Source organism: uncultured Rhodococcus sp. (assembly GCF_963525155.1).
GTDB lineage: Bacteria > Actinomycetota > Actinomycetes > Mycobacteriales > Mycobacteriaceae > Rhodococcus_F > Rhodococcus_F qingshengii.
Genome location: NZ_CAURKP010000059.1, coordinates 15,211 through 29,584 on the forward strand (window position 1 = coordinate 15,211; position 14,374 = coordinate 29,584).

Here is a 14,374-nt window from a genome sequence, read left to right on the forward strand (position 1 = left end):
GCCTGTGAAATTGTGGATAGCCATCTACCTGCTCTTTTGTGGTTGCTAAGCAAAGTAGTCCCCAAATGCTCCACAGGCGGTGCACACCGTGGGGCGGGAGTTTCCACAAAGCATCCACAGGTTTATCCACAGTCCGGTTTGTATGCGGACCTACTAGTCCCTAACGTCATCTCGGCGTCTATCTACAGCCCGGCCGAATGCGGCTAGGGGATGTCCGTGGGGGCAGGTACAAATGATGAGGGCGCTGCGGTTTCTGGCAGTGTCGTCGAGTGTTTTACGGGAAGGTCTCGCTTGTGGCTGTTGTAGATGATCGAGGACCTTCCGACTTCTCGGGGCCGGACTACCCGGGCCCTCCCGAGGCCGAGCCCGACCAGGAGTTCGGACGCCAGCCACCTCAGGACATGACTGCCGAGCAGTCGGTGCTCGGCGGCATGCTGCTGAGCAAGGACGCCATCGCTGACGTCCTCGAGGTACTGCGTCCGGGTGACTTCTACCGGCCCGCCCACCAGTCCGTCTACGACGTGATCCTGGACCTCTACAGCCGTGGCGAGCCCGCCGACCCGGTGACGGTCTCCGCCGAGCTCGACCGTCGAGGTGAGCTCCGCCGTATCGGCGGTGCTGCCTATCTGGTGACGCTGACCCAGACAGTGCCCACAGCGGCCAACGCCGCCTTCTATGCCGAGATCGTGGCCGAGAAGTCCGTGCTGCGTCGTCTCGTCGACGCCGGTACTCGCATCGTCCAGTACGGCTACGCCGGCACCGAGGGCCAGGACGTGGCCGAGGTTGTCGACCGCGCGCAGGCCGAGATCTTCGAGGTCACCGAGCGTCGAACCACCGAGGACTTCGTACCCCTCACCGAACTCCTCCAGCCCACGATGGACGAGATCGACTCCATCGCCAGCCGCGGCGGAATTTCCCTCGGTGTGCCCACCGGATTCAAGGATCTCGACGAGATCACCAACGGTCTTCACGCTGGTCAGATGATCATCGTCGCGGCTAGACCTGGTGTGGGCAAATCGACCCTTGGAATGGATTTTTTGCGTTCCTGCTCCATCACGCACGGCATGGCCAGCGTCATGTTCTCGTTGGAAATGAGCAAAACCGAGATCGTCATGCGTCTGCTGTCCGCAGAGGCAAAGATCAAGCTCGGTGACATGCGTTCCGGCAAGATGACCGACGACGACTGGACCAAGCTCGCGCGTCGAATGAGTGAGATCAGTGAGGCCCCGCTCTTCATCGACGACTCCCCCAACCTCACGATGATGGAGATTCGCGCAAAAGCGCGGCGGCTCAAGCAGAAACATGACATTCGCCTGATCGTGATCGACTACCTCCAGCTGATGAGCTCGGGTAAAAAGGTCGAGTCCCGTCAGCAGGAAGTCTCCGAATTCTCTCGTAGCCTAAAGCTTTTGGCGAAGGAGCTCGAAGTTCCGGTTGTCGCGATCTGTCAGCTCAACCGTGGTCCCGAGCAGCGAACCGACAAGCGTCCGCAGGTCGCCGACCTTCGTGAGTCCGGATCGCTCGAGCAGGACGCAGACATGGTGATTCTGCTGTACCGCCCCGACGCGACCGAGCGAGACGATCCCCGTGGCGGTGAAGCGGACCTGATTCTGGGTAAGCACCGTAACGGCCCGACCGCGACAATCACTGTGGCGCACCAGCTTCACCTCTCGAAGTTCGTCGATATGGCGCGGGGATAGCTGCTGCCGCCATCGCCTGAAGGTGGGACAAGAATCGGTCATCGTGGGATTCGGGGCGAGCACCAGAGATTATGTCGATGTTGGGCGGCTGCCGAGCGGTTACGGTGTTCGTCGAATCAGTCTCGGAGCCCGACGAACATCCGGTCACGACAAGTGCGACCGTAGCGAGAATCGCAACAGAAAGGATGGGTACGCGGCGACTGTCACGCTGGACTCCGTTTCCTCGGTTTCGCGAAAATTACCAGGACAACCGGCTCTCAGAATTCACTCTGAGCCACGAGATGCCTGTTTTCGATACCCGCCGCCAGAGAGTGAGCCCGGGAATGCGCGTTGGTGAGCAGCGCTCTGCGGGGCGGCAAACTGAAGGGGCGGCAGTACCAGCTCACCCGAGAAGACATAGATCCCTTGCGATTTTAGAGACCGGCCAGCCCACAAATCGAAGTTTCATCAGGTCGATCATCACGAGTAACGCTCAGTGCCAGCATCTTTCGAACGCACCCGGCTCGACGATTCCGGTGTCACTGCAAAGCCGAGAGAACCGTGTCGACCCGTCCACGGAGTGGGCCATCAAGCTCGACAACTACCAGGGAGTCACACACCTGCATCGGATCGGCGTACACCAAATCCAGCAACGCGTCGTTCACCGCGCGCTGCAGCTCCGGCATCCCCACCGCAGGCAACTTCTGCACTGTTTCGACGGTAATCGGCACCACAACCAGCACGTCGAGAGTACACAGCGCGGACCTCACAATCGCCGCCTCGACTTCTGCCTCCGGATCGACACCACACGCCGACAAGTACGCCAGGAAGTCGAGCGGCGTGCGATCGAATACAACACCAGAAGAAGGTGTAGTCAGCAATCGCAGTGAACGACGAAGCTGCGCACGGTAGTCATCAGCCGAGGGTGGAAACTCGAACTCGCGCCCCTCCTCTTCGAGCACGAAATACGGTTCATCGACCCGAATGTGCCCCGCGAGGCGGCCACACAACTCGTCGACCAGCGTGCTCTTGCCGGTCCCGTGCGGGCCGGATACTCCAATACGCATTAGTGGGGCCCTCTCGAAGAAAGTTGCGGAACTACTCGTCAGTTGAGCACCCGTAGACCGCCGGCTCGATACCGACCCCTGGATGCCCGGACCCGCCACCAATTCTCGTTGCGCCTGGAGCGTCGACAGTCATAAGTGGGGCCGCCGCGGTTGCGGACGATACCCGACAGTTCACCACGTGCGGGAAGATCAGTGGCGCTCGTAGATGGCGAACCCGGCGTCGTGATCGCCCCGTTCGGGCGTGCATTTGCGCTGATGGACATCTCATTCGACCGCGACGGGCAGACCCTTGGCGTCGGTCCCGGCGCCGTAGTGCCCGTACGGATGGACGCCGCGTTACTCGCGGCGTTGAACGCGCGCGCAGAACAAGAACACGTCTCCCGGTCCGAAGCGATCCGAGAAGCAGTGCGTGCCTGGACCCAGGTCGCTTTTAAGCACATAAGTCCGCACTCAAACACGGAATCAGCGAAGACGCCGGCATCTACGCCGAAGAGCACCACGTCTATGTCGCCGACCTGGACCACGACAATCCTGCCCGCCAGTTCCGGCTGGGCTTCGACCCGAACGGGCGTCTCCTGGAGCTGGTTGTGCTGCGCTTCGACAGCGGAAACGAGCTACTCATACACGCCATGAAGGCCCGATCTCAAGACGTTGATCTCCTGTAATCGACCTCGTTCGCCGCGCGCGATGCAGGGAAAGTCGATCTGCTCGCCGGTACGGCGAGGGGCACCGCCCCCGTCGCTCGGTGATTGCGGCCTGCACCGATCAGCTCTGTCACTCCTCGAATCGACGCAGAATTTCCCCGAAGTGAGCCATGTCGGATTCATGTGCCACCGACACCAACTTCGTCACGAAATCCCATGCTTCGATATGGATTCCATCGTCAGCAAAATCGGGCTCACCTGCTATCGAAACCCCATGGAAGAACTCCTCAGTCGTTCGCAGGTTTGGTGTGGTGCTGGGTTCGGACGAGCCACGCGGCCAGTCGCGGCCTGAGATACTCGGTCTCTTCCTCGACATCCACCATGAGCTGTCCGAGTATCGCTGCCGAGTACAGTGTCAGGATTCCTCCGGGCACACGCGTCGCGATATCGGATTTGCCGAATGCGAAAAGCATCGTCTGCTCGACTTCTTCTTCCGTTATCTTGATAAACGAAACAACCTTTGGGTAGAGGTCCTTGGACAGCTCTGATATTCGCTCGAAATCAATACCATGTGGAGATATCCGTTCGATCTCCAGAGATAACAGATACGAGACGTACACTCCAACGGTGTTCTCCCGGGGGCTGCGCTCGACAAAGGTTGTCCATCTCGTCAAGTATGTTCTTGTACTCCGGCCGAACATTTCGGTCGTGGGTTTCGTGGAGCAGTCGCTTCGTCAAATCCCAAGCGTCTTCGTACACGCCGTCCCCTGACAGACCAATTTCCCCGACACGCGCGTAACACATGGTCATTGTCCCTTCGGCTTGAGGAATCTGAATATTATCCGGGCGACGCGCTGTCCGACGTCTACCGCGAAGATCGTGGCCGGGATCAGCGGAGCCAAACCGGGACTTGACGGCGGAATGGGCTGAATTGCAGTGAACGGTCCAGGTGCAGTGCCAATCGTCGTTTGTGTCTGGGACGGATTGACATATCCGGGCATCGATTGCTCGCTGCGGTCGCCGAAGTTTCTGAAGGCGGTGCCACCCCTCTGGCAAGTGCCTCTGTCGGGGCTCTTTGCGACGATCGAATCCGCACACCCTGTGTTCGAGGCGATCTCGGATGAAGCGACGACATCAAGCCGCGGTCACTCAGTCCGCCTGTCCGTTTGGTTGAACAAAAACAAGCAAACACTGTTCCTCGCTGGTGACCGCATGATCGACGGTGACCGATACCTGGCGCCGCAACATGACCTGCCACCGATCGACCCGTCCCGCCTTACCGCCATCAATTGGGACGGCGTCAACTTCCGCGTCGAATCGCAGACCTCACAACGCAAACCGGAGTCAATCCAGGCATTCATGTCCTCCTACCTGCGTGCGGAGGAACAGTTCGACGTTCTCATCGACGATGACCGCTCTGGTGAAGCATCCGACCTCGTAGGACTGCAGGTCGACCGGTCTGAACTTGTTGTGACGCTGGTGCATTGCAAATATTCGTCCGCAGTCATTCCAGGTGCCCGGCTGGCTGACTTGTACGAGGTGTGCCTGGTGTAGCGACGTGCCGATAGGTGTGAGTTCGCGTGGCCCGCGAGTGATATTTCGTGTGAAGACATCGGTTCCGAGCTCTTTGGCAAGGTAGGTGTATTTGGGTGGATCGGACCCGAACATCGCGGCAGTGACGCGATCGAGCTTGTTGTGGGCGCTGTCGCGAATTCGCAGAGTCGTAGTGCTGCAATCCTTTCGCCGGCGAGTGCGAGATGGAGCCTGCTGCTTCCGTCAGTAGAACGGTTTCTGGCTTCGGCCCACCCCATCAGTGACGCCGCATCGGCTCGTGCGAGTGCAATCGTTGCGGCACAACACGATGCATGCGTGTCGTGTGTGACGGCAGGGGCATTCGCGAAGAACTGGCCGACGGTAGCGCCCAGTGGGTTCGGACGTAGTCAGGCGCTGACAGGATCCAGGAGGCCGGCAAGCCGTCCGGCAATCAGTGCTTCTGTCTCTGTGACAATTCGTTCCACCAATTCACCCACTGTGGGTATGTCGTGAATCAATCCTTGCACAGTCCCAGCTGTCCAGATGCCCGCCTCCTGGTCGCCGCTGTCGAACACCGCTCTGCCCCGCGCACCGGCAACAAGATGTCGAACGTCTTCGAATTTGCCACCACTGGAGAGAATTTCGACAACTTCTTGGCTGATGCTGTTGCGTGCTACCCGTGCGGTATTGCGTAGTGACCTGAAAATCAGTTCCGTGTCGACCTCCGAGGCAGCGACTATCGCCTCTTTGATGTTGCGGTGAATCGGAGACTCCTCGGTGCACATGAACCGGGTACCCATGTTGATGCCGTCGGCGCCGAGCGCGAGGGCCGCCACTAATCCTCGCCCATCGGAAAATCCGCCGGACGCGATCATGGGAATGCTGATCCGCTCTGCTGCTGCAGCGATGAGAACGAGACCCGGTACGTCGTCTTCCCCTGGATGCCCGGCACATTCGAACCCGTCGATGCTGATGCCGTCGACACCGAGGGCCTGGGCTTTGACCGCGTGGCGGACGCTGGTGCACTTGTGGAGAACCTTGATGCCTGCGCCGTGAAAGTGCGGCAGATGGGGCGCGGGAGACGATCCAGCTGTCTCGACGACTTTCACTCCGCAGTCGATGATCACGTTGCGATACTCATCGTAGGGCGGAGGTGTGATCGTCGGGAGGATTGTGAGGTTGACCCCGAAAGGTTGATCGGTGAGCTCGCGCGTTCGGGATATTTCTCGGGCAAGATCGTCAGGTGTCGGCTGTGTCAGGGCAGTGAGCATGCCGAGCGCGCCGGCGTTTGCAACTGCCGCTACGAGTTCTGCTCTCCCCACCCATTGCATGCCGCCCTGCACGATTGGGTGGCGAACTCCGAATGTCTCGGTAAATGCGGTGGTCAGCACTGGACATCTCCTCGATGGTGCATGGCTATCTGTTTGTCAGTTACGTTGGTGCAAAGTCAATTTCGACCCGAACGGCGCATTCAGCGCGTCGATGTTGTCCACTCGTTCAAGGCCGGAACCTGTGAAAGTTCAGTTCGTGCCATCGGAGGTTCGGCGCGATAGGGCATGGCAGGCGTCAAATACTGTTCGCCATGTTCGTTGGTGCCGGGGATGAAGGTACGGTTCGCAACCACGTCGTCGGCGCGGATCACCTGGTCGTAGTCACGCACAAGTGCGGCAACCACTCCGGCCGCAGTGAGATGCTCTACCGCCTCAGCGGCGCTACGGTGGCACAGCTGCTTCTCGATCGTGGCGACGAGGTCAACACGGTTTTCCACACGCAGCGCGTTGGTGGTGAACCTCGGGTCGTCGGCCAACTCGGGTAGGTCGATCGCCTTGCACAGTTCGATCCATGCGCGCGGTTGGTATCCGCTGATCACCAGCTCGCCGTCGGCGGCGCGAAAGACGTCTGCTGCCGGTGCGACGCTTGGTTGTCCGTTCCCTTTGCGACTCATGGGCTTTCCGGATACCTGCCACTCGATCCAGTTGGCGGTCTGCAAGTGGATTGCGACGTCCAGCAGGGAGACTCGGACGGACGATCCTTTGCCGGTGCGCTCACGTCGAAGTAGCGCTGCCAGTGCCGCCTGCGCGACGACATAGCTCGTTGCATGGTCTATGACCGGTGCGCCCACACGTTGTGGCGGGCTATCCGCCTCACCCGTCACCGACATCAGTCCGCTCTCTGCTTGCGCAGCGATGTCGAGCCCCGCGCGGGTGGCGGACGGACCCTTCGCACCGTACCCGCTGACCGAGACGTTGATGATTTCCGGTCGCAGGCGTTGGAGTTCGGCAGAGGAGAATCCCAATCGATCGAGGGTTCCCGGGCGAAGATTGTGCAGCAAGATGTCGCTCGACGCGATCAGATCCCGAGCTCGCTGCAGATCGGCGGAGTCTTTGAGGTCGAGGCTGATTGAACGCTTTCCACGGTTGTACCCGTAGAAGATGCCGCGCGCGTAGTCGGCGTCAATTTGTCGGGCCGGTTCACCACCTGGAGGCTCGAGCTTGATGACCTCGGCGCCGAGATCGGACAACTGCTGCCCGGCGCTGGGTATTGCGATCAGTTGACCGATCTCCACTACTCGGACACCTGCCAACGGCAGGTCTACTTCGTCGGTCATCGAATGATCTCCACATGAGGCGAAGTGACATCCTCAGCGGGCTCCAGGCAGCGCGCCAACAGAATTCCTTCGGTGTGGTTGCAGGGGTTCAGTCGGTTTCTGTCGCCTTCTGCTCCCCCGATTCGGATCGTCACCGTTCCATCGTCATTGCGTTCGAAGTGTGCGTCGTTGAGGTTGACGGTGTGGTCGCGGTACTCGAAGGACTCGAACCAGTGGTTGTACAGCATCACTCCGAAGTAGGTGGAGTCGGGGATGGTGAATGTAATGTCTACGGCAGTAGCGTCTTTCAGTGACCACCAGCCGGCAACGTATTGGTTGGAGCTGGTGCCGTAGAAGTCTCCCCACCCTCGCTGCTCCGAGGTCACGCGAATCTCGTTGGGAGACTGACTGAGTGTTTCGATGAGCTGAAGACTGCGTCGAAGGCTCACGTCCATGCCACGAGCAAGTTTCGTGAGGCGCTGGGTCAGCCACGCCGTGTCGAGATCGGGGCGTGCACCAGGCGGCGGACCGAGGCGCTCGATGTGGAGAACAGGATCGATCTCCGCGTTACGCGTCTTGTGATACACACGCACTACTACGTCGAAGCAGCGCTCATCCAGCCGAATGCCGCTGCGCCCCTCCAGCTCTTGTGCGACGAAGATCTCGAAGTTGCCGTCCGCGTCACACACCTTGTCGTCGATGACGATGTTGTCGGCGACCCGGTCGGTCCCAGACGCGCCGACACGATTGGCGAGAACGGCGACGTACGGCACTGTGCCACGGTTACCGTGAATACGGTATGTCTCGTTGGGGTCGATCATCGCAGTCCAGTAGTCGACGTCGATGCCGTCTCCCCAGAACTTTCGCATCGGTGACATCAGGGTGAAGAGTTCAGGCCGGAGTACGTCTTGGCGCTCGATGTTCATCTCGGCGAGGTATCCGAACAGACGAAGTGCGTGCCGTACACCTTCGGCGCTGTCCAGCGGCGATCCGGTAGCGGCAGCGGTCGAACCGAATGTCGCAAGACTGTCGGTGACTGCAGACCAAGCCTCGGTGAGCTGCCGGCGATCGTGCTGGGACTCGGATTGTGTTGACTGGTCAGCGAGTTGTGTCATCTTTTCTTCTCTTTCGTAGTAGACGAACTGGATTGTGTATGGGGGCGTTGGTCAGCAGAGGGGGTCGAAAGGAACGTCGGCGTCGGACTTGCCCGAGGTCTGGTTGTTCACCCATCTGACGTTCTGGGTCCATCGGTCGGCCGAAATCTGCACAGGCCAGAGGCTCTTCTGCGAAGCCCACACCTGGTTGGCTTTGTCAGCAGGAACATTCATTCGCTCGGTGAGAAGTTGAGCTCCTGCTTGCTCGTTCGCAGGATCGGCTATCCACCCTGCTGCGGCCTCGAGCGCCGCACACACGGGGGCAGCAGCATCGGATTCAGCGAATGTGGCTGTCGTGACGAGCACCGTGCCCAGGCCGTATGAACTCACGCCGTCAGAGCCCACCGGGTCTACTTCTGTAATCGCCGTCATCGGAATTCCTTGAGCATCGAATACGGCCTGGCTGGCAGCGGTGAGAACGGCGGCATCTATGTCGCCCTTTCGTGCGAGTGGTATCTGACTCGCGGTGGGTGCCGCTGCGATGAATTGCACCGTGGAGGCGTCGATGTTTCTCTCTGCGAGAAGCTGATTGACGAATTGCTCGGCCGCGCCACCACGTGACGGTATGGCGATCCGCTTGCCGGGCAAATCCTCGATGGTGGTGATGCCGCTGTCTTTCGTCACGGCGATGGCAAGATCGATCGACCCGTAGGGGGACAGTGGCCGCAGACTCTGCCCTTGCTCTATGGCCGGCACGACGGTTCCGGGTGCACCGACCGCGAGATCGGTTGTACCGCCGATGAGACCGCTGATGAGTTCGGGCCCGTTCTTTCCGTCGATGAGCTCGACGTGGAGGCCTTCCTTGTCGAACATTCCTTGTTGGACAGCGACGTAGACAGGCAGGGACAAAGCACTCGCAGGGTAGACCCCGATGGCGACGCTACCGTCGTTCGGACGCCCTCCCCCTCCACACGCGGAAAGCAGTAGGGCCGCTGCAATGACTGTGCCGACAAAAGGTCGAAGTTTCATGGGATTCCTGTTCCTTGATGGCTGGGCGCATCAGAAATCAAGCTGAGTTGGCTGGGCACATCAGTGGTCGAGCTGACCACGCAGCCGGTTGAAGATTTCGATGTATCGAGGTTCGGCGGTGAGGGTTTCGAGTTCGCGGGGGCGTTCGATGTCAATGCTGACGTCGTCGATCACCCGGCCGGCCCCGAGCAGCAGAACGCGGTCGGAGAGACAGATGGCTTCGCCGAGGTCGTGGGTTACGAAGATGACCGTCCGGCTTACCTGGGATTGCCAAAGCTCGAGGAATTCTCGCTGTACTTCGACTCGGGTTTGCGCATCGAGGGCGGCAAAGGGTTCGTCCATCAACAAGATGTCCGGATCCAGTGCCCACGTTCGGGCCAACGCGACACGCTGGCGCATCCCTTGGGAGAGTTGCCAAGTCCACAGCTGTGACGCCTCGGACATTTGAACGGCCGCAAGCCAGCGCGCGGATTGAGTTCGTCTCTCCGCCTTGGGTACTCCCCTTAATTCGAGACCGTACTCGACGTTCTTCTGCGCTGTTCGCCACGGGAACAGCGCATCTCGGGCCATCATGAAGCCCATCCGGGAACGAGCGTCGAATGGTGTTGTGCCGAGGACCTCGGTTTTGCCTTCCGTCGCGTCCACCAATCCAGCGAGCGCGTTGAGCAGAGTGGTCTTTCCGCAACCGCTCCTGCCGACCAGGCTGACGAACTGTCCGCGAGGGATGGTGAGGTCGAGATTGTCGACCACAGTTTTCGCCGACCCGTCGGGCGAGGGGAAGGATATCGTCAGTCCGTCGAGTTGGACTGCGGGTGTAATCACTTTGGTATCCATGATGATTCCTGTCATCGTCGAGCCGGCGGCTGCCACCGAAGGAGGTAGCGCTCGGCGAAGTTCATGGCCTGGTTGAGGACGACTGCGACGATTGCGAGAAGTATGAGGATCGCGTAGACCGCTTCCATCCGGAACTGGGCCGAGTAGATCGACACAAGCTGGCCCAGCCCGTCCCGTGACGAGATCAGTTCCGAACCGACAACGCCAAGTAGCGAATAGATCAGCCCCAACCGAAGACCGGCAAAAATGCCAGGTGTTGCGACGGGGAGGAGGATGTGCCAGAACACCTGTGTCTTACTGGCATTCAGGACAGTGGATAGTCGGAGCCATTCGTCGTCCACCGACTTCACACCGGCTCGTGCACTCGAGCAGACGATGAAGAAGACGAGTGTGAACGCGAGAGCGACCTTCGCCGTCATCGTGATCCCGAAGATGACGATAAGCAGAGGCGCCAGCGCAAGACGTGGCATGGCATTCGCCGCATCCAGAAACGGACTCATTATGCGTTCGAGGGTCGGAAGGAGTCCGAGAGAGAGCCCTACCGCCACCCCGACTGCGCTGGCGAGGATCCACGCGATCACGACGGCAGTCATCGTGGCACGCAAGTTCGTCGAAATCTCACCTGACTGCACCGCCGCGGTGAAGTAGTTCCAGGCCTCGCCTGGCGTTTTGGCCAGAACTGGCTCGATCCAACCTTGCGATGCGACGAGCTGCCACGCTCCGAGTAGGACCAGAAGCAGCGCGACCTGGGCCAGTCGTACCCTGATGGTGAGTTGCGTACCGGATCGACGCTGTCGAGCGGGCTTCGGCTCAGAGCGTGCCCGCCTCGCAGAACGGGGTGACGTAGCACCGGATGGCGAACTTGCGGTGATGGTTTCGGTCATTTCGGCGCCTCTTCCGTGGTGCTCGCAGGCGGCGATAGGTGCTCGACAAAAGCAGACGGGTGCCTCTGGTCGAAGCTCCCCGGGTTGTTGCTCACTGCGTTCATATGTGAAGCAGATCACGGGATTATTCTTCCCGTCTACGCCACATTCGAGAGGTATGCCATAGGGTTTCCCTATGCCTGACTTGGCGCAAAATCGGGCGCGCGCGAGGACTGCCACGAGAAGGGAACCCTCAATGGACCGGCGTCATCTGGAATACTTTCTCGCCCTTGCTGATCGGGGCAGCATTTCCGCTGCGGCTCGCGGACTGGGGGTCAGCCAGCCGACGATCTCGGAGGCTCTGGCCAGGATGGAGAAAGAGTGCGGCCTGACGCTCGTCCGCCGTGGCTCGCGGGGAGTCACCCTGACCGACGCTGGTCGCGATCTCACAGGTCCAGCGGCCCAAGTACTTCGGGCATACCGGGATTTGGATCACGCTTTGCATCCATTGAACGTCGTGCAGCGGGGTCGGCTGACGGTCGTGTGTCCGCGAACACTGGCGCGTGATCCAGCGGCCACGGCCCTGGGTGCGTTCAAAAGCAAGTTTCCGAACGTTGCGGTGACGATGCTCAGCAACGACACCGACGGAATCGGAACGGTGGTCGCCTCGGGTCAGGCTGATATCGGCCTCGGGGTGGACGAGGTGTTCGACGAGGGTGTTGAACGTATCCTTCTCGGCCGGCAACAAATCGTTGCGCTGGTGCCCGCCGCACGAAGTGAAGGCGAGGGGGTAGCGGCGTTGACGGATCTGTTGCGAATCGGATTGATCACCAGCCCGCGTGACGATGTCACTCGGCGACTGTTGGCGGAACGCCTGGGCGAAGGCACTGTTGACGAGGCGGTGGTTGCGGAGACTATCTCTGTGGCTTCGATGATCCCACTTGTGCGCGCGGGAGTCGGCGTCGCCTTCCTTCCCGAATCTGTCGCCGATACAGTCGGAGAAGGTGTGGTGCTGTGTCGTACTCGGCCCCCACTCACTCGTGATATCTGGATGTTCCACGGTTCGACGCCATCGCCTGCGGCACAAGCGTTTATCGAGACGACCAGCCGATTACGTGACGAAGGTGGGATGGGGAACGCTGGATGAGCAACTTCGGAGAGTCCGCAACCCCGCGAATTGATCCGCGGCAGCTACAAGACTTCCTTGCCGTCGTCGAACACGGCAGTATCACGGCGGCAGCGGCAAATCAGTTCACGGGAACATCGAGCGTCTCTCAATCAATTGCGCGGCTCGAAAGACGCGTCGGAGGACGGCTTTTCAATCGAGGCCGGACCGGCGCGACGCTGACGGCGCGCGGACGGAATCTCATCGATCCAGCACGCGAAGCGCTGGCCGCGCTCGACCGATTAGTGGTCGACAGCGAGTCCTTACTGCCAGCAGTCCCCCGCCTCAGTGTTGCCACGACAGCGAGCCTTGCGGACGATCCCGCAGCGGTACTGCTCGGAGCGCTGCGCACGGAGGTGCCGAACCTGAGGATCACTATCTCGGATCCGCCGGGGTCATCCGTGGCCGATGCGATTCACCCGGTCATGGCAGGCACCGCTGACGTGGCAATAATGGAGTCGCCGCCCACCGGTGTTCCCGGGACGCGCACGGTGCGCCTTCCGGACCACAAGTTGCGGCTCGTCTGCCCGCCCGGTACCCCGCCACCGGTGGACGGGGTATTCATCGGCGAAGATCTCATGCGCATCGGCTTGGTTGTCGCACCGCGGTTCGAAACTTCCGACGTCTATCGCCATCTGCGGTCGATCGAACCGCGAATCGACCACGCATTCGTGATGAGGTCACAGCACCGCGATGCCTTCGCGGATTTCGCGTACGAAGGGATCGGTGCTGTCATCCTCGAACTCTCCAGTGCCGAGCGAGCATCCGAACGCGGGTGCACTGTGGGCGAGATATCCGAACTGCCACCACGGAAGATCGCAGCCGTGGCAAGGGACGGCCAGAACACGCAGATCGTCGAACATTTCCTACGGCTGTGTGCCGAGCAATCCGCGCGGAAGCCGTAGGCCGAGTCGATCTCGACTTTGCGCTCTGGGTATTCGCGTCGCCCGGGCGTCCACCGAGAACGATGATTTTGTCCACAGACACAACACTTCTGGGATAGTCCGTTTCCTGAAACAAAGCCGACGGGTCCCCTTCCCGTGAATATGTAATACGCGTCACTCCGGATCAACTTCGAAAGGTTGACTTTCATGCGAAAGTCTCTGAAACATTTCGTGAATGCTGCAGCGGCGGTTGCGTTGTGCGCGACGCTAGGACTCACGGGCGCAGCCGGAACAGCGGCTGCCGATGCGCCCGGCATCCCGAGCGTCGGGCACGATTGGGCGAGTGCAGGGCCGTACACGCCGAATGTCTCGATCGGGCTGGTGCACACTCTGTACTACCCGCGCCAGCTCGGCGCGCGCGGCGAGAAGCACCCTGTTGTGATCTGGGGCAACGGGACCGGTGTGCTCCCCGGTGCGTACACCTCTTTGTTGCGCCACTACGCCAGCCACGGATTCATCGTGGTCGCCGCCAATACCCCGGCAAGCAACTTCGCCATCACCATGCGGTCGGGAATCGACCTCATCGCGGACAAGGCGGCCAGCCCGTCGAGCGTCTTCTTCGGCAAAGTCGACCTGGAACACATTGGTGCGGTGGGGCACTCGCAGGGCGGGTCTGCGGCGATCAACGCGGCGATCGACGACCGCGTCGACACCGCCGTCGCGATCCAGCCAGGCCCGCTCAATGATGTCGATCTCATCGACGAGCCGGTTCTCTATCTGGCCGGCCAGGCCGACGCAATCGTTTGGCCGGCGATCGTGCGGGCGATGTACGAGGACGCCGACCACGTGCCGGCCGAGTATCTGGAACTGCGCGGCGCCACGCACTTCGGTACGGCGATCAACGGCGGCGATATGCGCGGACCAAGCACGGCGTGGCTGCGGTACTGGCTACTCGACGATCCGAACGCCCGCACCGAGTTCTTCGGAGCGAGCTG

The 14,374-nt window shown here is 60.6% G+C and carries 14 protein-coding genes and 1 pseudogene; 7 read left to right on the forward strand and 8 right to left on the reverse strand.

Annotated elements, in window-relative coordinates; translation table 11 throughout:
- Window positions 1-293: 293 nt before the first annotated feature.
- The gene (dnaB, locus tag RWT78_RS14295) at window positions 294-1,700 is read left to right on the forward strand and encodes a replicative DNA helicase (protein WP_019746049.1); all 1,407 of its coding nucleotides are present in this window, start codon (window positions 294-296) and stop codon (window positions 1,698-1,700) included.
- 518 nt (window positions 1,701-2,218) lie between these two features.
- On the opposite strand, the gene RWT78_RS14300 is transcribed toward dnaB, so the two are convergent.
- Entirely contained in the window at window positions 2,219-2,746 is a 528-nt protein-coding gene (locus RWT78_RS14300) for an AAA family ATPase (protein ID WP_007735561.1), read from the reverse strand.
- 285 nt (window positions 2,747-3,031) lie between these two features.
- Here RWT78_RS14300 and RWT78_RS14305 point away from each other — a divergent pair.
- Together RWT78_RS14305 and RWT78_RS14310 are read left to right on the forward strand one after the other, a co-directional pair.
- A pseudogene (locus RWT78_RS14305) lies at window positions 3,032-3,175 on the forward strand (ribbon-helix-helix protein, CopG family); the annotation flags it as partial.
- Window positions 3,176-3,225: 50 nt separating this feature from the next.
- Window positions 3,226-3,411, forward strand: coding sequence for a toxin (locus RWT78_RS14310; RefSeq protein WP_399551931.1), 186 nt, complete (start codon window positions 3,226-3,228; stop codon window positions 3,409-3,411).
- A gap of 266 nt (window positions 3,412-3,677) precedes the next feature.
- Here the strand turns inward: RWT78_RS14310 and RWT78_RS14315 are convergent, their stop codons facing one another.
- A complete protein-coding gene (locus RWT78_RS14315; RefSeq protein ID WP_314676359.1) occupies window positions 3,678-4,064 on the reverse strand; it encodes a hypothetical protein in 387 nt (128 codons plus the stop codon).
- A gap of 280 nt (window positions 4,065-4,344) precedes the next feature.
- Between RWT78_RS14315 and RWT78_RS14320 the strand changes: the two genes are divergently transcribed.
- Window positions 4,345-4,944 (forward strand): hypothetical protein, encoded by a 600-nt coding sequence (locus RWT78_RS14320; protein ID WP_148209225.1) that lies wholly within the window; start codon window positions 4,345-4,347, stop codon window positions 4,942-4,944.
- A gap of 386 nt (window positions 4,945-5,330) precedes the next feature.
- Here the strand turns inward: RWT78_RS14320 and RWT78_RS14325 are convergent, their stop codons facing one another.
- From RWT78_RS14325 to RWT78_RS14350, 6 genes are all read right to left on the reverse strand, one after another.
- A complete protein-coding gene (locus RWT78_RS14325; RefSeq protein ID WP_314676362.1) occupies window positions 5,331-6,314 on the reverse strand; it encodes a nitronate monooxygenase family protein in 984 nt (327 codons plus the stop codon).
- Window positions 6,315-6,394: 80 nt separating this feature from the next.
- Window positions 6,395-7,531, reverse strand: coding sequence for a CoA transferase (locus RWT78_RS14330; RefSeq protein ID WP_314676363.1), 1,137 nt, complete (start codon window positions 7,529-7,531; stop codon window positions 6,395-6,397).
- On the reverse strand, window positions 7,528-8,625 hold the full coding sequence (locus RWT78_RS14335; protein ID WP_314676365.1) for a hypothetical protein: 1,098 nt from the start codon (window positions 8,623-8,625) through the stop codon (window positions 7,528-7,530). The genes RWT78_RS14330 and RWT78_RS14335 overlap by 4 nt, the downstream gene beginning before the upstream one ends.
- Window positions 8,626-8,676: 51 nt before the next feature.
- Entirely contained in the window at window positions 8,677-9,633 is a 957-nt protein-coding gene (locus tag RWT78_RS14340; RefSeq protein ID WP_003943065.1) for an ABC transporter substrate-binding protein, read from the reverse strand.
- 60 nt (window positions 9,634-9,693) lie between these two features.
- Window positions 9,694-10,467, reverse strand: coding sequence for an ABC transporter ATP-binding protein (locus tag RWT78_RS14345; RefSeq protein ID WP_314676368.1), 774 nt, complete (start codon window positions 10,465-10,467; stop codon window positions 9,694-9,696).
- 11 nt (window positions 10,468-10,478) lie between these two features.
- A complete protein-coding gene (locus tag RWT78_RS14350; protein WP_314676370.1) occupies window positions 10,479-11,351 on the reverse strand; it encodes an ABC transporter permease in 873 nt (290 codons plus the stop codon).
- A 235-nt stretch (window positions 11,352-11,586) separates the two neighbouring features.
- On the opposite strand from RWT78_RS14350, the gene RWT78_RS14355 reads away from it, so the two are divergent.
- The 3 genes from RWT78_RS14355 to RWT78_RS14365 all read left to right on the forward strand — a co-directional run.
- Complete coding sequence (locus RWT78_RS14355) at window positions 11,587-12,477, forward strand: LysR family transcriptional regulator (protein ID WP_003942975.1); 891 nt, start codon at window positions 11,587-11,589, stop codon at window positions 12,475-12,477.
- Window positions 12,474-13,400: a LysR family transcriptional regulator gene (locus tag RWT78_RS14360; RefSeq protein ID WP_314676372.1), complete on the forward strand. Its 927-nt coding sequence runs from the start codon at window positions 12,474-12,476 to the stop codon at window positions 13,398-13,400. Before RWT78_RS14355 ends, RWT78_RS14360 begins: the two co-directional genes overlap by 4 nt.
- Window positions 13,401-13,586: 186 nt before the next feature.
- On the forward strand, window positions 13,587-14,374 hold a 788-nt coding region (locus RWT78_RS14365), incomplete at its 3' end, for a chlorophyllase/cutinase-like alpha/beta fold protein (protein WP_314676373.1).